The sequence below is a fragment of the Cupriavidus sp. 96C5-1 genome (genome assembly GCF_057798855.1).
The window spans coordinates 1-20,795 of sequence record NZ_JBYOJU010000045.1 but is presented as its reverse complement, the minus strand read 5'-3'; the positions used below and the strand labels follow the sequence as shown (position 1 = coordinate 20,795).

General features: G+C 64.3%; 21 protein-coding genes. 13 read left to right on the top strand and 8 right to left on the bottom strand.

Going from position 1 to position 20,795, the window contains the following annotated elements:
* Positions 1-221 precede the first annotated feature (221 nt).
* Positions 222-1,625 (top strand): sigma-54-dependent transcriptional regulator, encoded by a 1,404-nt coding sequence (locus AC3FOF_RS35050; protein ID WP_488729208.1) that lies wholly within the window; start codon positions 222-224, stop codon positions 1,623-1,625.
* Entirely contained in the window at positions 1,598-3,658 is a 2,061-nt protein-coding gene (locus tag AC3FOF_RS35045; protein ID WP_488729207.1) for a sensor histidine kinase, read from the top strand. Before AC3FOF_RS35050 ends, AC3FOF_RS35045 begins: the two co-directional genes overlap by 28 nt.
* Before the next feature lie 288 nt (positions 3,659-3,946).
* Here AC3FOF_RS35045 and AC3FOF_RS35040 read toward each other — a convergent pair whose 3' ends face one another.
* The 8 genes from AC3FOF_RS35040 to AC3FOF_RS35005 form a co-directional block, all read right to left on the bottom strand.
* On the bottom strand, positions 3,947-4,519 hold the full coding sequence (locus AC3FOF_RS35040) for a DUF998 domain-containing protein (protein ID WP_488729206.1): 573 nt from the start codon (positions 4,517-4,519) through the stop codon (positions 3,947-3,949).
* A complete protein-coding gene (locus AC3FOF_RS35035) occupies positions 4,446-5,654 on the bottom strand; it encodes a TonB family protein (protein ID WP_488729205.1) in 1,209 nt (402 codons plus the stop codon). The genes AC3FOF_RS35040 and AC3FOF_RS35035 overlap by 74 nt, the downstream gene beginning before the upstream one ends.
* A 44-nt stretch (positions 5,655-5,698) precedes the next feature.
* Positions 5,699-5,857 carry a hypothetical protein gene (locus tag AC3FOF_RS35030; RefSeq protein WP_017229420.1) on the bottom strand — a complete coding sequence of 53 codons (159 nt, stop codon included), beginning with the start codon at positions 5,855-5,857 and terminating at the stop codon, positions 5,699-5,701.
* 15 nt (positions 5,858-5,872) lie between these two features.
* Positions 5,873-6,403, bottom strand: coding sequence for a toprim domain-containing protein (locus tag AC3FOF_RS35025; protein WP_017229421.1), 531 nt, complete (start codon positions 6,401-6,403; stop codon positions 5,873-5,875).
* 19 nt (positions 6,404-6,422) lie between these two features.
* A complete protein-coding gene (locus AC3FOF_RS35020) occupies positions 6,423-6,785 on the bottom strand; it encodes a type II toxin-antitoxin system PemK/MazF family toxin (protein WP_488729204.1) in 363 nt (120 codons plus the stop codon).
* Positions 6,785-7,039, bottom strand: coding sequence for an AbrB/MazE/SpoVT family DNA-binding domain-containing protein (locus tag AC3FOF_RS35015; RefSeq protein WP_017229423.1), 255 nt, complete (start codon positions 7,037-7,039; stop codon positions 6,785-6,787). The genes AC3FOF_RS35020 and AC3FOF_RS35015 overlap by 1 nt, the downstream gene beginning before the upstream one ends.
* A 176-nt stretch (positions 7,040-7,215) precedes the next feature.
* Complete coding sequence (locus AC3FOF_RS35010; RefSeq protein WP_488729203.1) at positions 7,216-7,959, bottom strand: tyrosine-type recombinase/integrase; 744 nt, start codon at positions 7,957-7,959, stop codon at positions 7,216-7,218.
* A gap of 556 nt (positions 7,960-8,515) precedes the next feature.
* Complete coding sequence (locus tag AC3FOF_RS35005) at positions 8,516-9,499, bottom strand: LacI family DNA-binding transcriptional regulator (protein WP_276265214.1); 984 nt, start codon at positions 9,497-9,499, stop codon at positions 8,516-8,518.
* A gap of 313 nt (positions 9,500-9,812) precedes the next feature.
* Here AC3FOF_RS35005 and hpsN point away from each other — a divergent pair, with 313 nt between their 5' ends.
* The 11 genes from hpsN (at position 9,813) to AC3FOF_RS34950 (ending at position 20,751) form a co-directional block, all read left to right on the top strand.
* A complete protein-coding gene (gene hpsN, locus AC3FOF_RS35000) occupies positions 9,813-11,123 on the top strand; it encodes a sulfopropanediol 3-dehydrogenase (RefSeq protein WP_488729246.1) in 1,311 nt (436 codons plus the stop codon).
* 2 nt (positions 11,124-11,125) lie between these two features.
* Positions 11,126-11,923: a (S)-sulfopropanediol 2-dehydrogenase HpsO gene (gene hpsO, locus AC3FOF_RS34995; protein ID WP_488729202.1), complete on the top strand. Its 798-nt coding sequence runs from the start codon at positions 11,126-11,128 to the stop codon at positions 11,921-11,923.
* A gap of 91 nt (positions 11,924-12,014) precedes the next feature.
* Complete coding sequence (locus tag AC3FOF_RS34990) at positions 12,015-13,349, top strand: MFS transporter (RefSeq protein ID WP_488729201.1); 1,335 nt, start codon at positions 12,015-12,017, stop codon at positions 13,347-13,349.
* A gap of 40 nt (positions 13,350-13,389) precedes the next feature.
* Positions 13,390-14,409: a galactitol-1-phosphate 5-dehydrogenase gene (locus AC3FOF_RS34985; RefSeq protein WP_017229429.1), complete on the top strand. Its 1,020-nt coding sequence runs from the start codon at positions 13,390-13,392 to the stop codon at positions 14,407-14,409.
* 280 nt (positions 14,410-14,689) lie between these two features.
* Positions 14,690-14,971 carry a UxaA family hydrolase gene (locus tag AC3FOF_RS34980; protein ID WP_017229430.1) on the top strand — a complete coding sequence of 94 codons (282 nt, stop codon included), beginning with the start codon at positions 14,690-14,692 and terminating at the stop codon, positions 14,969-14,971.
* A 55-nt stretch (positions 14,972-15,026) separates the two neighbouring features.
* Complete coding sequence (locus AC3FOF_RS34975) at positions 15,027-16,202, top strand: UxaA family hydrolase (RefSeq protein WP_017229431.1); 1,176 nt, start codon at positions 15,027-15,029, stop codon at positions 16,200-16,202.
* Positions 16,202-17,137 (top strand): hydroxyacid dehydrogenase, encoded by a 936-nt coding sequence (locus AC3FOF_RS34970; protein WP_488729245.1) that lies wholly within the window; start codon positions 16,202-16,204, stop codon positions 17,135-17,137. The genes AC3FOF_RS34975 and AC3FOF_RS34970 overlap by 1 nt, the downstream gene beginning before the upstream one ends.
* Complete coding sequence (locus AC3FOF_RS34965) at positions 17,134-18,147, top strand: Ldh family oxidoreductase (protein WP_488729200.1); 1,014 nt, start codon at positions 17,134-17,136, stop codon at positions 18,145-18,147. The genes AC3FOF_RS34970 and AC3FOF_RS34965 overlap by 4 nt, the downstream gene beginning before the upstream one ends.
* 64 nt (positions 18,148-18,211) lie before the next feature.
* Complete coding sequence (locus tag AC3FOF_RS34960) at positions 18,212-19,192, top strand: Bug family tripartite tricarboxylate transporter substrate binding protein (protein ID WP_276265210.1); 981 nt, start codon at positions 18,212-18,214, stop codon at positions 19,190-19,192.
* 89 nt (positions 19,193-19,281) lie between these two features.
* Positions 19,282-20,397, top strand: coding sequence for a Re/Si-specific NAD(P)(+) transhydrogenase subunit alpha (locus tag AC3FOF_RS34955; RefSeq protein WP_488729244.1), 1,116 nt, complete (start codon positions 19,282-19,284; stop codon positions 20,395-20,397).
* 21 nt (positions 20,398-20,418) lie between these two features.
* Positions 20,419-20,751, top strand: coding sequence for an NAD(P) transhydrogenase subunit alpha part 2 (locus AC3FOF_RS34950; protein ID WP_488729199.1), 333 nt, complete (start codon positions 20,419-20,421; stop codon positions 20,749-20,751).
* Positions 20,752-20,795: the final 44 nt, after the last annotated feature.

The following is a 20,795-nucleotide window of genomic DNA, read 5'->3' as shown; positions in this document are numbered from 1 at the left end:
CCTGTGCCCATGGCGGATTCCGTTTGCCATCAATGGTTTGCAGCGCGCTGACGGTGCCGCCAGGAGAAGCCGTGGACAAAATGTCCTGCCGGCGGCCCCTCGCCTTGGCCAAACTGTCCATCTGCGGCCGCGATTTCCGCGGCTGGCTCGGTTTACTCCCAATACTGGCGGATGGTGCACTGTCGTTAGACTCTCCTCTTGCCCCCGCAACAACTAAAGTGATGAGCGAACGACAAAGCAACGCAGCCGAACCAGACAACTGGCAGCGCCGCGCGATCCTGGTGGTGGACGACGAGGCCGGCATGGGTTCGTTCCTGTCCCGCGCGCTGGAAGCCAAGGTGGACAGCGTGGTGACGGCCGACAGCGCCGAAGCGGGCGCCGCGCTGCTGGAGCAACGCCATTTCGACCTGATCCTGCTCGATGTGGCGCTGCCCGGCATCAGCGGGGTGGAGTGGCTCAAGGCACTGCGCGCGGCCGGCAACCCGGCCGATGTGATCCTGATGACCGCCTTCGCTGACATGGACACGGCGATCGCCGCACTACGCTCGGGCGCAGCGGACTTTATCGTCAAGCCGTTCCGCGTCGACCAGATGCTCAATGCCATCCAGCGCTGCTTCGACCGGACCCGGCTCGCGCGCGAGAACTACCTGCTGCGCCGCGAGCTGGACAAGTACACCATCCACAAACACTTCATCGGCGAGTCGGAAGCCATGAAGAAGGTCATGGCCCTGGTCGCGCGTGTGGCGCCGATGCCGTCGACGGTACTGGTGACGGGCGAGTCCGGCACCGGCAAGGAAGTGGTGGCGCGCGAGCTGCACCGGCTCAGCGGGCGGCAGGGCCAGTTCGTGCCGCTGAATTGCGGCGCGATGGCGCCCGACATCATCGAAAGCGAATTGTTCGGCCACGCCAAGGGTGCCTTCACCGGCGCGGCCGGGGCGCGTCACGGCCTGTTCCTCTATGCCGACGGCGGCACGCTGTTCCTGGACGAGATCTCGGAGCTGCCGTTGCCGATGCAGGCCAAGCTGTTGCGGGTGATTGAAGACCGGCGCATCCGGCCGCTCGGCAGCGAGCGCGAGATTGCCGTGGACGTGCGCATCGTCGCCGCCGGCAACCGCAACCTGGCCAACGAGGTTGCCGCCGGGCGCTTCCGGCAGGACCTGTACTACCGGCTCGACGTAGTGTCCGTCGCCATCCCGCCGTTGCGCACGCGGCCGGAAGACATCGTGCCGCTGGCCGAGCATTTCTCGGAACAGTTGTCCGCGCAGTTCGGACTGCCCCCAGTGCCGCAGTCGCCTTCATTGATCCGGCTGCTCAAGGGCTATGACTGGCCAGGCAATGCGCGCGAGCTGCGCAACCTGGTGGAGCGGGCATTGATCCTGGGCGAATACCCGGTCGAGTTGCTGGCGCAGCATGCCGATCCGGCGCAGGCCGGCCTGCCGGAAGAGGCCTGCGAGGACGCAGCCACGCCGGCCGACGACGCCACGTTGCTGGAGGCGGTGGAGCGGCGGCACATCCTGCAAGTGCTGGCGGCGGAGGGCGGCAGCCGGGTGGAAGCAGCGCGCCGGCTGGGCATCTCGCGCCGCACCCTGGACCGGAAATGCCTGCAGTGGGGCCTGCGTCCTTGAGCCCGGCCGCGCTGCTGCGCCGCTATCGCGCCTCGCTGCGCGCCAAGCTTGTATCGATCGTGGTCGCGCCCCTGCTGGTGGCGCTGATGGCGCTCCTGTTGATCATGGGATTGTGGGGCAACCGCGCGTTCCAGGCGTTGCTGGCATACAAGGTCAACAGCGACCTGCTGGTCGCCCACGAGTACTTCGAGCATATGGTGGGTGGCGTGGGCGACCGTGTCCTGCAGGAGGCAAGGTCGTATGCGCTGGTGGACGGACTTGGCCGCCGCGACGTCTTGCCCGGCATCCTGGCCGACGCGCGGCGCACGCACGGGCTCGATTTCCTGCAGTTGCTCGACCCGCGAGGGCGGCTGCTTGCCGCTGCGCCAGCCGGCGCAGCAGGGGCCGACTATGCCGCCTGGCGCGTGGTGGCTAGTGCCGCGGCTGGCCGCGCGGACGCCGCCACGGACGTCTGGTCTGCCACGCAACTGGCCGCCGTTTCCGTCGAGCTTGCCCGGCGTGCACAGGTGGCGCTACGCCCCACCGTCAACGCAGCGGCGACCGACAGGACCCAGGAAACCCGCGGCATGGTGGTGCACGCGGCGGCACCGGTATTCGATGAAGCGGGCAAACTGGTGGCGATCCTGCACGGTGGCACACTGCTGAATAACAACCTTGGCTTTATCGACACGATCAACGCGCTGGTCTACCAGCCGGAATCCCTGCCTCGTGGCAGCCAGGGCACGGCGACCCTGTTCCTGGACGACACGCGCATTGCCACCAATGTGCGGCTGTTCCATGGCGAGCGGGCGCTGGGCACGCGGGTCTCGCGCGAGGTGCGCGACAAGGTGCTGCTGCGCGGCGAGAAATGGCTGGACCTGGCCTTCGTCGTCAGCGACAGGTACATGAGCGCCTACGAGCCGATCGCCGACAGCCGCGGCCAGCGCATCGGCATGCTGTACGTGGGCTACCTGGCCAGGCCGATCAGCCAGGCCAAAGACCTGGCGCTGGGCGTGCTGGTGGGCTTGTTCCTGCTGCTGGCCGTGGCCGGGGCGCTGTTTTCGCTGCTATGGGCCAGGCGCGTGTTCGCGCCGATGGCACGGATGGTCGGCACCATGCACGCGCTCAAGGCCGGCGATACGGAGGCACGGGTAGGCCCGGTGGGCAGCGAAGACGAACTGGGCCAGCTTGCCGGCCAGTTCGACCAGCTGCTGTCGGACCTGCAGCTGCGAAATGCCCAGCTCAAGGACTGGGCGGACTCACTCGATCGCAAGGTGGCCGAACGCACCCGCGAGCTGGAGGAATCCAACGCCGTCTTGCGGGCGGCCCGGCAGCAGCTGATCACGTCGGAAAAGCTCGCCGTCGCCGGGCAGCTTACCGCCGGCGTGGCGCATGAAGTCAACAATCCGATTGCCGTGATCCAGGGCAACCTGGACGTGGCACGCGAGATCCTGGGCCCGGCTGCGGAACCGGTCCGGCATGAACTGCGGCTGATCGACGAACAGGTCCGCCGTATTCAGTTGCTGACCAACCGGCTCCTGCAGTTTGTCCGGCCAGAAGCCTACGCCGGCAGTATCGAGAACCTGGATGTGGGCGAGGTCTCGGCAGGCTGCGTCGAACTGGTCCAGCACATGCTGAAGGGCGCCGCGATCCGGGTCGAACTGGACTGCCAGGCCACGCGGCAGGTGCGCATCAGCCGCAGCGAACTGCAGCAGGTGGTGGTCAACTTGCTGACCAATGCCATCCACGCCATGCCCGGGGGCGGCACGCTCACGCTGGGTACGCGCGATTGGGGCGGGCGGGGCGTGACGCTTTATGTGCGCGACACCGGCCAGGGCATCGGGGAAGAAGACCTGCCCAACCTGTTCAACCCGTTCTTCACCACCAAGAAGCAGATGGGAACCGGGTTGGGTTTGTCGATCAGTTATGCGCTGGTGGAGCGGTATGGCGGCCGCATCACGGTGGAAAGCACGCTTGGGCAGGGCGCCGAATTCATCATGTGGCTGCGCGACGACGGGCTCCCGACGCAGTCAGAGGCAGGCGGCGAAGTGTGATGACGTGGCATGCGGCAGCGCCTTGCCGCTCGGCAGTTTGAGTGCCCGCTTTGGGTTGCGGTATCGGCCTCTCGACTCGAGAAAGGTCACCGCAGGCGGCCGTTCACGGCCAGAAGCAATCAATCGCATTCGACCAGCCCGTGACGCGCACCGCTCAAGCCGGCACGCCATGCAGCACTATCGCTATCCTTAGATAGGCCGAGCACTTTGCGCGCGTGTTCGATGCAGCTCCTGCGTTCAACTGGAGTCCCGTCACTGCCTCGAGTACCGCGCGCTTGAGCAGACGGTCTATTGGCGTGCAACGCGGCGCCAGTACAGTGTCGCCGCCAATACGCCCACCCACGCGATCGACACGCCGTAGTTGATGCGCTGATACAAGCCGAACGGACCGCCAGTTCCTGCGGTCTGGGCCATCAGCGGTAATGTCAACAAACAAAAGAGCGTTGTAACGGCCGACAGTGCACTGAGCCAACCAAGACCGAGCGCACGCTTTCCCAGCACGATCCACAGCGTATTGGCACTCAGTAACGACAATGCCATGACAAGGCCAGCCAAATTGTGGATCTGCTGGGACGACGACACGGCGTCCAGACGACATCCAGCATCGCAAGTCCACATCCCCGTCGCGACATTTCCCAAGCCGTGAATCAGTAGCAACACGGCGCTCACGCGGGCAAGCCGGTTCTCCGTAAATGTGCGCCAGACGGCGCATCCGAACGAGACGAACCAGAACGCCAACGGGAAATTGTTGATCAGGGGCGACCACCGATGCGAGCGGGCTCCATCGCTATTCCTTCGGCCTAAACGTAATCGTGAAATCTGTCCGTTGGCCTTTCGGTGGCACGGGCAAAGGCGATGCATTTCTGATGGCACGAAGGACGGTGGAATTCCAGACGGGATTGTCACTGACTTCCTCTGTGCGGACCTGCAACACATTTCCTTCGCTGTCGATGAAGACCCGAACAACAACCTTTGGGTTCCTTTCTAAGTCTTCCAGTGCGCCTCCATAGGCTATAAAGGGACGGACTTGATCGCGGACGGCACTAGCGAAGTCTTCAATAGTGCCTGGAGCTACCGTACCGGCTGATGCCCCGGCGACCAGAGATTGCAGTCTTGCAAGAGCTACCCTGCGATCATCTAGCGTCTGCCGAGGCGGGCTCGACGCGCTCTCGATTGTCAGATCATCTCCCTTCTTACTCGTTTGGGTCGAATCGAGTGCAAATGCTATTGGTTGAATCGCGGTTACCTTATGCAACTTCCCGTCGGCGGTCTGGTAGGGGCGGCATCTCATGCTTAGCACGGCGAACTGTGCTGCCTTATCCAGCGATGCGAATCCAGAAGATCTGCGAATGCCCGCAAAACGCACCAAGCCACTTTCATCGGCGAGCAATCGAACCAATACTGTGCCAGACTGATTTTGGCGCCGAGCGGCAGCGGGATAAGTAACCTTCGGTAGGGTGCATGCGAGGTCGGTCAAGTTGACCTCGGCGACATGTCTTACGCCTGGGACTGGCTCAAGGGCAGCCTTGCATTCCGGTGAGTCTGCCTTGAATTGGCCTTTAGCGATCTCGGCATACTTCTGGACGGTCAGGCGATCTAAAAGCTTGAGGCCAAGTGGGGTGTTAAAGAACTGTCTTTCCGCATCCAAGTCTGCTTCCGTTCTAGACGAGACCGGCGACAGATTCCGTTGCCGATCCGCATAGCGCTGACCGGGCCCGCTTCCTAGAAAGTCCAAGGCCTCTTGAAATTCGGAGGCAGAAAAGTCCGACGCGACTACGCCGGCCAGCTTCTTGCCCAATGCCGATGGCGCCATCCACGCCGCACAGGGCAGCGCATCATCAGTGCGGCCCCAATCAGCCAGTAGTTGCTGCCGAACTTTGTCAGCGATGAATACTTGCGCAATTTCGGCCGTATTGGGTTGCGCCAAGACGTAAGTGGGGAAAATCGCGATCAGCGAATGAAGTACCGTCGTCGCCACGGCGCTAGCGAATTTCATGGACAATTTTCACGTTGAGCGAGAGTGCCATTATTTTCACATTTTTATTCCTGCTCGCGAGCCTGCTGATTCAAGTCATTGACGGCGCGGTGCGACAGTAGCACATGCAGGTCGGTGTCGCCGAGAAGAATGTAGTCGTCGGCCACCTCAGTGCAACCAGCATCACGAAGCAACTGGATGGCCGCTTGAGAGAGTTTCGCCACTGCTTTTCCTTGTTGTCACAGGTACGACGCCAGGGCGTTCCTTAGATCCTGCTCCGCGAGATCTCCCGCATCCTTTCCCTCCGGCAGGTACACCACCTGGTTGGCGAACTTGGCCAGCTTCCGGCCGGCAGCATCTCCGTCGCACACGGCAACTGTGAGCTGCGGCAAGCAGGCGAGCCACTGACGCAGCGGCTTTGGATCACTGCCAAGCGTCGCGACGCACGAGAGTCCCAGGGAATGCAGCTTGCATGCGTCGAAGACACCCTCGCAAAGGAACAGAGGACTCCCAGCCTGCGCGGTTTCCAACCCCCAGACAGCCAACTCCGGTGTCCGTGCCCCATAGCGCGAGACGAACGTGAAGTAGCGTTGCTCGCGCGGATCTCCATCGTGAGCCTTCGGCCGATCCGGGCGGTAGGTCTGATAGCCGACCATTTGCCCCGACAGATTCCACAGAGCAAACGTCACGCTATCATCAGAGACAAACACGCCTCTGTAGCGTGCTGGGTCGAGCCCGCGCGCCGCCAAGTGCGTCCTCATTGCTTCCATGACGTCCTCCGTCTTTTTCCTAATCGCAGATAGCGATGATCTGGTTTAGCTGCTCACACGCCGCAGAGAAAACGTCTGCCGGAACTTGCTTCCACGGGTGAGCCTTCGCTCCACGGGCACGCCAGTCAAACGATTTTGGCTGGTGCGCGAGCACGTAGCTCGCCAGATTTTTCGGCCCCTTGAACTTGATCGCAAACGGATTGCTGTCGTTGAACTCGGCAGTCGTCATCGGGAGCCCAATCACAATGCCGGTCCGCTCGTTGAATGCCTTTGGCGACAGGACCAGCATGGGGTGCAGGTCCTTCATCTCACGACCCACTTGGGGGTTGCAATCGATCCAAATGATGTCGCGACGATCCGGCACCCATGAAGCTCCCGCCATCAGAACACCTCCGCACCGATACGGCCGGTAGCCATTGCTTCGCCGCCGTGCCTGGCCGGATCAAACAGCGCTAGCTTCTCGGCCAGCGTCAGTTTGCGCGGGCCAACTGGCTTAACGGTCACACCGACCTCATCGGTTGTGACCTGGACTTCCTGCCCGACCTCAAAATGTGCGGCCCGAGCAACCGCAGCAGGGATGCGAACCGCCAGGCTATTGCCCCACTGCTGGAGCGTGAGCGTTGCTGTCTTTGCCATGATGCAAACCTCCTGAATTCGTAGAAACCAGTTTAGACGAATCGCCCTTGGGTTTCAACATGTTTATACGCGCCCATGCGCAGAAGCGGGCGCGGGCTGACGGCCATGGCCAGGCTGCTATACGCAGGATCAGCGCACGCCTCCCCCTCAAAACATCGGCGGTGGCGGGTCGTGCTTTAGCGATCGCGCCCCCTTGCAAGTAGGGCGCGCACGCCTTCGGCGCCGCCAAGCAGAAGAATGGATTCGACGGCTTCGCCAGCAGCTTCGAAGTCGCGCTTGGTGACTTCGAGGTATGGGGAAACATGGTCGAGCTGTGAATGTCCAAGTAGCAATTGAACGGTGTCGAGGGAATGCCCCTGCGCGAGTAGCTTGCTGGCAAACGTCCGCCTTCCGGAATGGCTGCTGTAGCCCTTGCCGAGCCCTGCGGCGCGATAAAGGCCCGTCACATAGGTTTGCAGGCTGTCGGCGGCCAAGCAATAGACTTGCTCGTCGGCATCGTTGATTCGGCGCTTGATGCTCAGCTCGTAGGGGCCGCCCTTCTGCGTGAGGATAAGACACGTTCGGGGCATCGGACCACGATACATGCGACGGTCCAACGCCGTGCCCTTGTCGCGCCCCCATCGCCATTCGATATAGCGTTCCAGGGCGGCAACCGTTTTGGGATGGGTCAGATAAACGCACCGCTGACGGCAGCCTTTGGTGATCGCGGCCCTCAGGCTCATCTCATCTCGAATCTTGCCCGAAGGTAGCAAAACATCGGCTACTTCGATTCGGGCTATCGCCGATACTCGCATGCCACAGGTAAAGCCAAGAAGCAGTATGAGCACGTCGCGCTCCGGGTGCCGGTTGGTGGCCTCGATGACGCGGAGCAGGTGGCGGATTTGGGGAGGCTTGAGGGTCTTTGCGCGTTTGATTTCCATGGTTCCTCCGATCTCGGAATACGCTCGATTTCGAGCTGCGTTACGAGAGAGAAACGGCCAGCGCTCCTTTCCATGATAAACCGGCTTGTTTCCTGACTTCCTAGGAAAAACAGGAAATCTGGATACCCCTTACCGGTTTTGTCGATAGGTAAGTCAAAGCACTCGTTTCGCTAAGACGGCGCGCAGGTGCTCGCCCGCCTGTTACGGCCCCCTGCTGCCGTACGACGACGATTTGAGCCGCATAGCGATTGTGGGCATCCAACTTGCCTGCTAATGCCTGCTAGCGGTCCCCGTTGGCGGGCACGCACTTGAGCAAATGCGTGTCTGCGCAGAACCGCGGGCTCTTCTGGACTTCTCGTCCACCCCTTCAAAACTGGCAGGGACTATCGGCTACCTGGCAGCGGCATCGGCAACCGTGGTGCGTTGACAGGAGCGCATCATGGTCTGACTTCAGACAGGAACGCGAAGACCAGTGGCTACGGAATATGGGGCCGAAGTGGTGCAATCCATTGAGGACGAGAAGGGGGACGCTGCTGCGTCTTGGTCGCCGCTCCGTTCACTGTGGCGCGGGGCCGGTGGTGCCGCGGCGCGCCAGGCTCACCGGTAGCTCCGTTCGGCCTGGAATGGTGCCGTCCTGCGACCAGTCCAGCAGCGCGTGCGCGGCGAGTTCGCCAAGCTGACGGGTATGCAGGGAGATGGTGGTCAGCCCCGGCGCGATTTCGGCGGCGATCGGCAGGTCGTCGCAGCCGATGACCGATAGATCGTCGGGGACCCGTATGCCGAGTGAGGCGGCTTCAAAGAGGCATCCGAGCGCGAGTACGTCATTGCCGCAGAAGATAGCAGTGGGGCGCTCTGCGCCAACGCTCATCAGACGCTGCAACCCGGCCCGTCCGCCCGCGAAACCGTAGGGCTGCTCACAGATCGCGCCTGGCTGAGGAGCCAGGCCGTGTGCCTTCAACGTGTTGACGAAGCCCTCCACGCGTTGGCGTGCGCGGTCATTATGCCGTGTGATGCCGGAGATCATGCCGAAGCGGCGGTGGCCGAGCTCGAGCAGGTGGCGCGCGGCCATCGCGCCAATCTCGAAGTTGTCGAAGCCGATGCAAGGGTAGTCGTTGGACAGCGACCACGTCAGCAGGGCATGGATCCCACTCTTTTCCAGAATCGAGAACGTTTCATGCGCATGCTCGCTGCCCACCAGCACCAAGGCGTCCACCGCGCGCTCCGATAAGGCGCGAACCACGGCGATCTCGCTTTTCAGATTGTAGTTGTGGGTGGCCAAGAGCAACTGGTACCCGTGCTCGGCCAGGGTCGTCTGAAGGCCTTGGATCGCATTTGAAAATATGGCGTTATCCAAAGTGGGTACCACCGCCCCGACCGTGCGCGAGCGCCCGGAGGCGAGCGTGCGTGCGGACGCGTCCGGTACATAGCCCAGCGCCGCAATGGCCGACTGGACCCGCTCAAGGGTCTTCTCCCGCACCACCGCGGGTGAGGAAAGGGCACGCGAGACGGTCGCCATCGATACGCCCGCGAGTTTCGCCACATCTTCTAACCTTGCACGCCGCACAGCCTCTGCTCCGTCTGTCGAATGGCGTCATTGTCTCCGATCTTCCCGCGCGCGGGTCGGGTGAATGGTGCGACGCAACATAGCGTTCCCGCTCAAACCACAGGAAAACCCTAGCTTGCATCGACTGGCCGGTGCACTATTCTTACGCATGAAAGCGCTTACATTAAATCTGAGGTGACATTGGATCGGAAGAGATTATGTGCTTTATCAGTGCATGAAATGCCGTTTCAATCATGATGATCAAGACTTGATAGCGCTTGCATATTTGACACCAACCTGCACTAGGGAAATCATGATCTACCTGAAGAAAGCCAACAAAACGCCGGAGACCGAAACGGCAACTGCCCAGCAAGTCGTGACGGAGATGTTGGCCCAGATCCGGACGCGCGGCGACGATGCCGTTCGCCAGTACGCCAGGGATTTGGATGGCTGGAGCGGCGACTTCATCCTTACGCCGGAGCAGATCCGGCGGCAAACCGCCGAGGTGCCGGCCGCGGTACGTGCCGACATCGACTTCGCCATCAAGCAGGTGCACGACTTCGCCATGGCGCAGCGCGAGTCGCTGCGCGAGTTTTCCGTGGAGCTGCATCCCGGCGTGACGGCGGGGCAGCGGGTGATTCCCGTCAATGTGGTTGGCTGTTACGCGCCAGCCGGGCGCTATGCGCATATCGCGTCGGCCTATATGGGCGTGGCCACGGCCAAAGCCGCGGGTGTGAAGACGGTGGTCGCGTGCTCCAGCCCGTTCCGGGGCCAGGGCATGCACCCCCACGTGCTCTATGCCTTTCAGGCGGCCGGCGCGGACGTGATCATGACGCTGGGCGGCGTGCAGGCCATTGCCTCGATGGCCTACGGGCTGTTCACCGGCAAGCCGGCCGATGTGGTGGTGGGGCCGGGCAACAAGTTCGTGGCGGAGGCCAAGCGAGCCCTGTTCGGCCAGGTTGGCATCGATGTGTTCGCTGGACCGTCGGAGGTGGCGGTGATCGCCGACGACAGCGCCGATCCCCGCATCGTTGCCAGCGACCTGGTCGGGCAGGCCGAGCACGGGCACGAGTCGCCGGCCTGGCTGTTCACGACTTCCCGCCGGTTGGCCGAGCGTGTCATAGCCCTGGTCCCCGAGCTGATCGCTGACCTGCCGCCCACGGCACGTGACGCGGCAGCGGCGGCCTGGCGCGACTACGGCGAAGTGATCCTGTGCGATAGCCGCGAAGAGGTGGTGGAGGTGTCCGACCGATATGCTTCCGAGCACCTGGAGGTACATGCCGACGACCTGGATTGGTGGCTCGCGCGGCTGACCTGCTACGGCTCGCTCTTCCTGGGCGAGGAAACCACGGTGGCTTTTGGCGACAAGACCAGCGGGCCTAACCACGTGCTGCCCACCAAGGGCGCGGCGCGTTACTCGGGGGGGCTGTCGGTACACAAGTTCATGAAGACGCTGACCTGGCAGAAGATGACACGCGAAGCCGCACAGCAGATCGGGCAAGTGACCGCGCGCATTTCCCGGCTGGAAGGCATGGAGGCGCATGCGCGTACCGCCGACGACCGGCTGGCCAAGTATTTCCCTGCCGAGCGCTTCGAAACCGGTGTTCCGGTCGAGGTTTGACAATGCCATATCCAACTATCACTTCGGCCGCCCTGCCGCCAGGGCTGGTACCGGATCTGCGAGGGCGGCAAGCCCTGGTGACTGGCGGCAGTTCCGGCATAGGCGAGGCCATCGCCACCGCGCTGGGGCTGGCCGGCGCGCGCGTGGTGCTGACCGCCCGGCGGCAGGGCCAGCTTGACGAAGCGGCGGCCCGGCTGGATGCACTGGGCATCACGGCCGAAACCGTCGCCGGCGACATGTCCGACCTGGACGCACTGCCGGCGTTGTCGGAGGCTATCCTGCACCGCTTCGGTGCCATCGATATCCTCGTCAACGCGGCGGGCATGAACCTGCGCGAGCCTTTCGGGGCGGTGACGCCGGCCAGCTGGCGCCTGCAACTGGATACGCACGTCGGCGCGCCCTTCTTCCTCGCGCAGGGCCTGGCGCCCGCCATGCAGGCCCGCGGCTGGGGCCGCATCCTGAACATCGCATCGCTCCAATCCCATCGGGCCTTCGCCAACAGCGCGCCGTACGGCGCCGCCAAAGGTGCGATCGTCCAGTTGACCCGCGCCATGGCCGAGCAGTGGTCGCCGCACGGCATCACCTGCAACGCAATCGGTCCGGGCTTCTTCCCGACGGCGCTGACCGGCCCGGTATTTGCCGACACCGAGCTGGCCGGCTATCACGCGGCGCGCACCTGCATGGGCCGCAACGGCGAACTGAAGGACCTGCACGGGCTGGCGGCCTTCCTCGCCAGCGATATGGCGGCCTACATCACCGGCCAGACCTTCATGGTGGATGGAGGCTACACGGCAAGGTAAACACGCAGACCATGGCGCCAGAAGTGCAGTCGCGCTTGCGCGCGGCGGCCGCCATGCCCCTACATAAAAATACAAGGCAGGAGACAGGATCATGGATTCGACAGCGAGCAGAGGTGCGTCAGCGCACAAGCTGCGCAAGGTAGTCACATCGAGCACGATCGGCGCGATGGTGGAGTGGTACGATTTTTTCCTGTACGGCGTGGTCGCCGGACTGGTCTTCAACAAGCTGTATTTCCCCTCGGACGATCCTGTCGTGGGCACGCTGCTGGCCTATGCGACCTTCGCCGCGGGCTTTGTGGCACGTCCGCTCGGCGGCGTCATCTTCGGCCACTTCGGCGACACGCTGGGCCGCAAACGTATGCTGGTCCTCACGCTGATGATCATGGGCGTGGCCACCACCGCCATCGGCCTGATTCCCACCTACGACCAGATCGGCGTCTGGGCGCCCATTTTGCTGCTGGTGTGCCGGCTGGCGCAGGGGATCGGCCTGGGCGGGGAGTGGGGCGGGGCGGTGCTGATGACCTTCGAGAGCGCGCCCAGCCATCGGCGCGGCTTCTTCGCAAGCCTGCCGCAGACCGGAATGTCGCTCGGTCTGGTGCTCGCCAGCGGCGTGATCGCCACCCTGTCTCTGCTGTTGTCGGACCAGGATTTCCTGGCCTGGGGCTGGCGCGTTGCCTTCCTGCTCAGCGCCGTGATGGTGGGCATCGGCTCCTATATGCGCTCGCATGTGGATGAGTCGCCCGAGTTTGCGCAGGCAAAGACGCGCGGCAAGCAGGCCCAGGGGCTGCCCTTCATGGCCATGCTGCGCCGCTATCCCCGCGTGGTGCTGGCCTGCATGGGCGCGCGCTTTATCGATGGCGTGTTCTTCAATGTATTCGGTGTCTATTCCCTGTCCTACCTGACCCAGACGCTGCAACTGTCGCGCAACCATGCTTTGCTGGGGGTGCTGATCGGCGCCGCCGTGATGACGTTCTTCATCCCGCTGTGGGGTGCGGTTTCGGATCGCGTGGGTCGTCCTCTGGTCTATGGCACAGGCGCGTTGCTGGCGGGCTTGTCGGCCTTTCCGGCGTTCTGGTTGATGGAGCACAGCAACGGGAATATCGCGCTGGTATGGGCCGCCATCATCATTCCCTTTGGCATCTTTCACGCCGCGGTGTTCGGCACCATGTCCTCGATGTTCTCCGAGGTGTTCGACGCCAGTGTGCGCTACACCGGGATTTCCTTCGTCTATCAGTTCGCCGGCGTGTTCGCCGGCGGCCTGACCCCGATCATTGCCACCTGGCTCAACGCCAAGGCTGGTGGGCAGCCCTGGTACCTGTGCATGTACGTGCTGGCGATCGGCCTCATGAGCGCGGCCTGCACCGCCTGGATTGCCGCCCACCGCGCCCGCGCGAGCGCGTTCACGCCTGCCAAGCTGGACGCCTGATGCACAACGCACGCATATCACTATTTCAGGAAGGAAACAGATGAAAGCGCTTGTCTACACCGAACCGAACCGCGTCGAGCTGCAGGAGCGCGAGATGCCGACATTGGTTGCCGGGGAGGCCGTGCTGCGGATCGATGCCACCGGCATCTGCGGGTCCGACATGCACGCCTACCATGGCCACGATCCGCGCCGCCAGCCGGGACTGGTGCTCGGGCACGAGTTTGCTGGAACCGTTGTGTCCTCCGCCGACGAGCGTGCGTTGCCGATCGGCACGCGCGTCACCGCGAACCCGCTGATTACCTGCGGCCATTGCGACTACTGCCTGCAGGGCCGCGACAACCTGTGCTCCAACCGCACCATGGTGGGCATGACCCGGCCCGGCTCATTCTCCGAATTCCTGTCGATACCGCTGGCCTGCGCGATTCCCCTGCCGGGCAGCCTGTCCAGCATCCACGCGGCCCTGACAGAGCCGGCGGCCACCGCGCTGCACGCGGTCAACCTGTCGATGCGCGCAATGGTCAGGCCGGTGCCGGAGGTGCGCACGCTGATTCTCGGCGGCGGGGCGATCGGCATGCTGGCTGCCGCCTTGCTGCGTTCCTATGGCTGCCGCGAGGTCACCGTGGCCGAGACCAACCCGCTGCGGCGCGCTTCGATTGCCGACAACCTGGGCTGCGCGACACTGGATCCGCGTACGCAAGCGCCGGCGGAGGCGGCATGGGATCTGGTGATCGACGCAGTAGGCGCCAAGGCGACGCGCAACACCGCACTGGCGGCCACGCGTCCGGGTGGCGTCATCATGCACATCGGCCTACAGGACTGGGCCAGCGAGATCGATATGCGCAAGCTGACGCTGGCGGAACTGACGCTGCTGGGTACCTATACCTACACCATGGCCGACCTGCGCGCCACGGTGGCCGCGCTCGACGGCGGCGCCTTCGGCGACCTGGGCTGGGTGGAGACCCGAGCGCTGGAGGATGGCGCGCAGGCCTTCCGCGATCTTGATGGCGGCAAGGTGGCGGGAGCCAAGGTGGTGCTGCTGCCCGAAGCCGCAATGGTCTGATTTTCCAGCAAACCTGTACACGCGCGCTGCCGCGGCTTCGCCCGCGGCATTTTCTCCAAACCAGTACCGGTATCGCACGTTCGCGCTTGTTGCAGGCGCGCGCGTGTCGTTTCGTGCCCGATCGACGCAGGCGGGACCGTATCGCTCCAGCGCTCAGGTTCTTTCTTGCGCCACAGCACATCTACCTACCAATGCAAGTCATATATATGAGCTAGTTGACATGGATGAATTTGGATTCTATGATCATTCCACACCCCAACCAGACCGCGAGGAGACAAAGATGATTCACGTTGTATTGCATGACGCCAAGGACACGGTGGCAGTGGCCGTGGTGGAAGGAATCGAGGCCGGTACCGAGCTGAATGCCTGGATCATGGACGAGGACCGCACGATCTCGGTGAAGGCGCTGCAGGCGATCCCGATGGGCCACAAGGTCGCGCTGCGCGACATGGCGGTAAGCGACACGGTCTACAAGTACGGGATCGACATCGGCAAGGTCGTGGCACCGATCAAGGCAGGCGAGCACGCGCACGTCCACAACATCAAGACCAAGCGCTGGTAAGCCACCCGGTCATTCATTCCGCTAGAAAAATCCCACAGACTGCACAGAGAAAGCCATGACGATCATCGACCGCAACACCACCTTCTGGGGCTATCGCCGCGACAATAACCGTGTGGGCGTGCGCAACCACGTCATCATCCTGCCGCTGGACGACCTCTCCAACGCCGCCGCCGAGGCGGTCGCCGCTGCCATCAAGGGCACCATGGCGATCCCTCATCCCTATGGCCGCCTCCAGTTCGGTCCGGACCTGGACCTGCACTTCCGCACCCTGATCGGTGCCGGCAGCAACCCCAATGTGGCTGCGGTGGTGGTGATCGGCATCGAGGACGGCTGGACCAAGAAAGTGGTCGACGGTATCGCCAAGACTGGCAAGCCGGTGGTCGGCTTCGGCATCGAGGGCCACGGCGACCATGACACCATCATGCGCGCCTCCAAGGCCGCCAAGGAATTCGTGCAATACGCCACGGCGCTGCACCGGGTGGAATGCCCGATCAGCGACCTGTGGGTCTCGACCAAGTGCGGTGAGTCCGATACCACCTCCGGCTGCGGCGCCAACCCCACCGTAGGCAACGCCTTCGACAAGTTGCATCCGCTCGGTACCACGCTGGTGTTCGGCGAAACCTCCGAGCTGACCGGCGGCGAGCACATCGTGGCCGCACGCTGTGCCAACGACAAGGTGCGCGACGAGTTCATGGCGATGTTCAACCGCTACCAGGGCATGATCGACCGCTGGAAGACCACCGACCTGTCCGAGTCGCAGCCGACCAAGGGCAACATCGCCGGCGGCCTGACCACCATCGAGGAGAAGGCGCTAGGCAATATCCAGAAGATCGGCAAGAAGTGCACCGTCGATGGCGTGCTGGACAAGGCCGAAGAGCCGACCGGTCCGGGGCTGTGGTTCATGGATTCGTCTTCCGCCGCGGCCGAGATGGTGACGCTGTGCGCTGCTTCGGGCTATGTGGTGCACTTCTTCCCGACCGGGCAGGGCAACGTCATCGGCAATCCGATCGTGCCGGTGATCAAGCTGTGCGCCAACCCGCGTACCGTGCGCCTGATGAGCGAACACATGGATGTGGATTGCTCGGGCCTGCTGCAGCGCGAGCTGACGCTGGACCAGACCGGCGACAAGCTGCTCGAATGCATGTTGGCCACGATCAATGGACGCTGGACCGCCGCCGAGGCGCTGGGCCACCGCGAATTCGTCCTGACCCGCATCCACGAGTCCGCATGATGGAGCGCATCTGCGTTAGCGAGTTCATGGCCCCCGATGCCGTGGCAGTGCTGGCCGCAGGGTTCGACCTGCAGTACGAGCCCGGCTGGGTTGACCGCCGCGCCGACCTGCTGGCCGCGGTCGGCCAGGCCAGCGCGCTGGTGGTGCGCAACCGCACCCAGGTGGACGCCGCGCTGCTGGCGGCAGCGCCCGCTTTGCGTGTGGTGGGACGGCTGGGTGTGGGGCTGGACAATATCGACGTGAAGGCCTGCCAGGCGCGCGGGATCCGCGTAATTCCGGCCACCGGCGCCAACGCTCGTTCGGTCGCGGAATATGTGGTGACCACGGCGCTGATGCTGCTGCGCGGCGCCTATGGCAGCCACGGGGCGATGGTGGCGGGGCAGTGGCCGCGCGCGGCGTTGTCGGAAGGGAGGGAGGTGCTGGGCAAGGTGCTGGGACTGATCGGATTCGGCGATATCGGCCGGCAGACGGCGGCGCTGGCTCAGGCGCTGGGCATGCGCGTGGTGGCCTTCGATCCGTTGATGACGCCAGAGGATCCTGTGTGGCAAGACAGCGGGGTCACGCCGCTGGCACTCGATGCGCTGCTGGCACGAGCGGATGCGGTCAGCCTGCACGTGCCGCTGGTGCCGGCCACCCAGCATCTGATCGACGCCGAGCGGCTGGCGGCGATGAAGCCCGGCGCGGTGCTGATCAACAGCGCGCGCGGCGGGGTGGTCGACGAGGCCGCCCTGGCCGAAGCGCTGCGCTCCGGGCGGCTGGCGGGCGCGGCGCTGGATGTGTTCGAGCACGAGCCGCTGCCGGCCAAGTCGGCACTGACCGAGGCACCGAACCTGATCCTGACGCCGCATATCGGCGGCGTCACGCGCGAGGCCAATGCCCGCGTTTCCATGTTGATCGCGCAGCAGGTGCGCCAAGCGCTGGAGGGCGAACGATGAGCCGGCTCGATGTGGACACGCTGACGCAGCTGGCGGCGCGCGCCTTGCGCAGCGCTGGCGCCAGCCGATTGCAGGCCAGCGCCACGGCAGCGGCGCTGGTGCGGGCAGATGCGACCGGATTGCCTTCACATGGCGTCTCTCGGGTGCCAATGTACGTGGCGCACCTGCGGCGCGATCGCGTAGACGGGCGCGCCGTGCCCGCCGTGCGCCGGCAGCAGTCCAGCGCGGTGCTGGTGGATGCTGGCAGTGGCTTCGCATTCCCCGCCTGTATGTTGGCGGTGGCCGAAGCGATGGAGCGGGCCCGTGCCACGGGCGTGGGGGTTGCCGCAGTGACGAACAGCCACCACTTTGGCGCGGCGGCGATTCATCTCGACGCCGTCGCGGCGGCGGGCATGGTCGGCCTGGCGCTGGGCAACTCGCCCGCGGCGATGCCGGCATGGGGCGGGCGCAAGCCGCTCTTCGGCACCAATCCGATCGCCGCCGCGTTCCCGCGGCGCGGGGCGCCGCCGGTCGTGATCGATCTGTCGTTGTCGGAAGTGGCGCGCGGCAAGATCATGGTCGCGGCGAAACAGGGTAAGCCGATACCGCTAGGCTGGGCACTCGATGAAGAGGGCCGGCCCACCACCGACGCGACAGCCGCGCTGCGCGGCTCGATGCTGCCCGCGGGCGGGGTCAAGGGTGCAATGCTGGCGCTAATGGTGGAGTTGCTGGTTGTCTCGCTGGCTGGCGCGCAGTTTGGTGCGGAGGCGGACTCCTTCTTCGAGGACGAGGGAAACCGGCCGCGTATCGGACAGCTGTTCCTGGTGCTGGATCCGGCGGCTTTCGGCGGCGGCGAGGTGTACTACGGCAGGGTGGAGGCACTGTTGGCGGCCATGCTGGCTGATCCTGGCACGCGCCTGCCTGGCGCACGCCGACAGGCCACGGAAGCCGAGGCAGCGGCGCAAGGCATCGAGGTGCCGGACGTACTTCTGGCTGAACTGCAGGCCCTGGCCGGGGAGGGCATGAAGTAACGTCCGGCACACCAATAAAACGCCCGCCATGGACGGGCGCATCCATACACACAGGAGACACAACATGCACCGATTTCTGGTCCGGCTTCTGGCCGGCCTGTCTGTCGCGCTGCTCGTCACGCCGGTACTTGGCCAGAGTGCGGCGGCGCCCGTCGATTATCCAAGCAAGCCCATTCGCTATGTGGTGCCGTTCGCAGCCGGCGGACTGACCGACATCATGGCGCGCCTTGTCGGACACCAGCTCTCCGAGGATTGGAGGAAGCCGGTGGTGGTGGACAACAAGCCCGGCGGGAACGCCAATATCGGTGCGGACCAGGTGGCCAAGGCGCCGGCCGATGGCTATACCTGGCTGGCAGTGACCCTGACCCATGCGGCTAATGTCACGCTGTTTCCCAAGCTGCCGTTCAATATGCAGAAAGACCTGGTGCCGGTGGCGCGCATCGCGTCGTCGCCTATGCTGGTGGTGGTCCCGATGAACTCGCCGATCAAGTCGATGAAGGATCTGGCCGAAGTGGCGCGCCACGGCAAGCTGAATGCCGGATCGAGCGGCAACGGCACACCGCCGCACCTGACCCTGGCGCTGTTCGAAGACCTGGCCAAGGCGGACCTGACGCACATACCCTACAAGGGCGGCGCGCCGTCCTTGACGGACCTGATCGGTGGGCAGATCGACGTGGTGTTCTCTAACTTCCCGGAATCGCTGCAGTATGTGAAGGGTGGCAAGCTGCGTGCGCTGGCGGTGACCGCACGCGAACGCCATCCGCTTCTGCCGGGTGTGCCCACGGTGGTGGAGAGCGGCTTCCCCGACCTGATCGTGGAGAACTGGACTGGCGTGATGATGCCGGCGGGCACCCCCCGGCCGGTGCAGGAAAAGGTAGGCGCATCGGTGGCGAAGATGCTGGAATCGAAGGACATACGGGACCGGATTACCGCAGCCGGGTTTACGCCGGCACCGCAGGCCAACGCCGCGTTCACCGAGTACTTCAACGGCGAAGTGTCGCGCTGGGCCCGCGTGATCGTCGATAAGCAGATCCGGGCCGAATGATCCGGTCGATCCGACTGCAAGCCAGGAGGGGCGGCCTGTCCTGGCCGCCGTCTCATTCCTAAGTGGCAGAATTTTGCGGAAAGCGCATGATGAAAATCGGGATCCCGCGGGAAACGCGGGCAGGGGAAACACGCGTCGCGGCTACGCCGGAGACCGTTAAGAAGTACGTCGCACAGGGCCACCAGGTGATTGTCGAGTCAGGCGCCGGCGTGCGTGCGAGCCTGCCGGATTCTGTCTACGAGGCCGTCGGCGCGCGCATCGGCACGGCCGCACAGGCGTTCGAAGGGGATCTGGTGCTCAAGGTGGGCGCCCCGGATGGTGCTGAGCTTGCGCTGATGAAGCCGGGCACCGTGCTGATCGGCATGCTCAATCCATTCGACGCGGAGAACAACGCATGCATGACCGCAGCCGGGATTGTCGCCTTCGCGCTGGAAGCCGCGCCGCGCACCACGCGCGCGCAGAGCATGGACGTGTTGTCTTCGCAGGCCAATATCGCCGGCTACAAGGCCGTGCTGATCGCCGCCCACCACTACCAGCGGTTCATGCCCATGTTGATGACGGCCGCGGGCACCGTCAAGGCCGCGCGCGTGCTGATCCTCGGCGCCGGCGTGGCGGGGCTGCAGGCCATCGCCACCGCCAAGCGGCTGGGCGCGGTGATCGAAGCCTCCGACGTGCGTCCCGCCGTCAAGGAGCAGATCGAATCGCTGGGCGCGAAGTTCCTCGATGTGCCGTTCGTCACCGATGAAGAGCGCGAGATCGCGCAGGGCGAGGGCGGCTATGCACGTCCGATGCCGGCGGACTGGATGCGGCGCCAGGCCGAACTGGTGCACGAGCGCGCCAAGGCCGCCGACATCGTCATCACCACGGCGCTGATCCCGGGCCGGCAGGCGCCGGTGCTGCTCCGGGATGAGACCGTGCGGGCCATGAAGCCGGGCTCGGTGGTGGTCGACCTGGCCGCGGCGCAGGGCGGCAACTGCCCGCTCACGGTGGCCGACGAGGTGGTGGAGCGCCACGGCGTCACGCTGATCGGGCACACCAACCTGGCCAGCATGGTGGCGGCCGACGCTTCGGCACTCTATGCACGCAATGTGCTCGACTTTCTCAAGTTGATCGTCAAAGACGGCAAGTTGGCCGTCGACCAGGGGGACGACATCGTCGCCGCCTGCCTGATGACCAAGGACGCTGAACAGGCGCTGGCACAGTAAGCAACCTCCAAGGAATCCTTCATGGAAGGCATTAACCACACGGTGATCAACCTGATCATCTTCGTGCTGGCGATCTACGTGGGCTACCACGTGGTCTGGACGGTAACGCCCGCCCTGCACACCCCGCTGATGGCCGTGACCAATGCGATCTCGGCCATCATCATCGTCGGCGCCATGCTGGCGGCCGGCCTGACCGAGGGCGCGGTGGGCCGCACCATGGGCACGCTGGCGGTGGCGCTCGCCGCGGTCAACGTGTTCGGCGGCTTCCTGGTGACCCAGCGCATGCTGGAGATGTTCAAGAAAAAGGAACCCAAGGCCAAGGCCGGCAAGGGCCATGAGGAGGGCGCCAAGTGAGCATGAACCTCGTCACCCTGCTCTACCTGCTGGCCTCGGTCTGC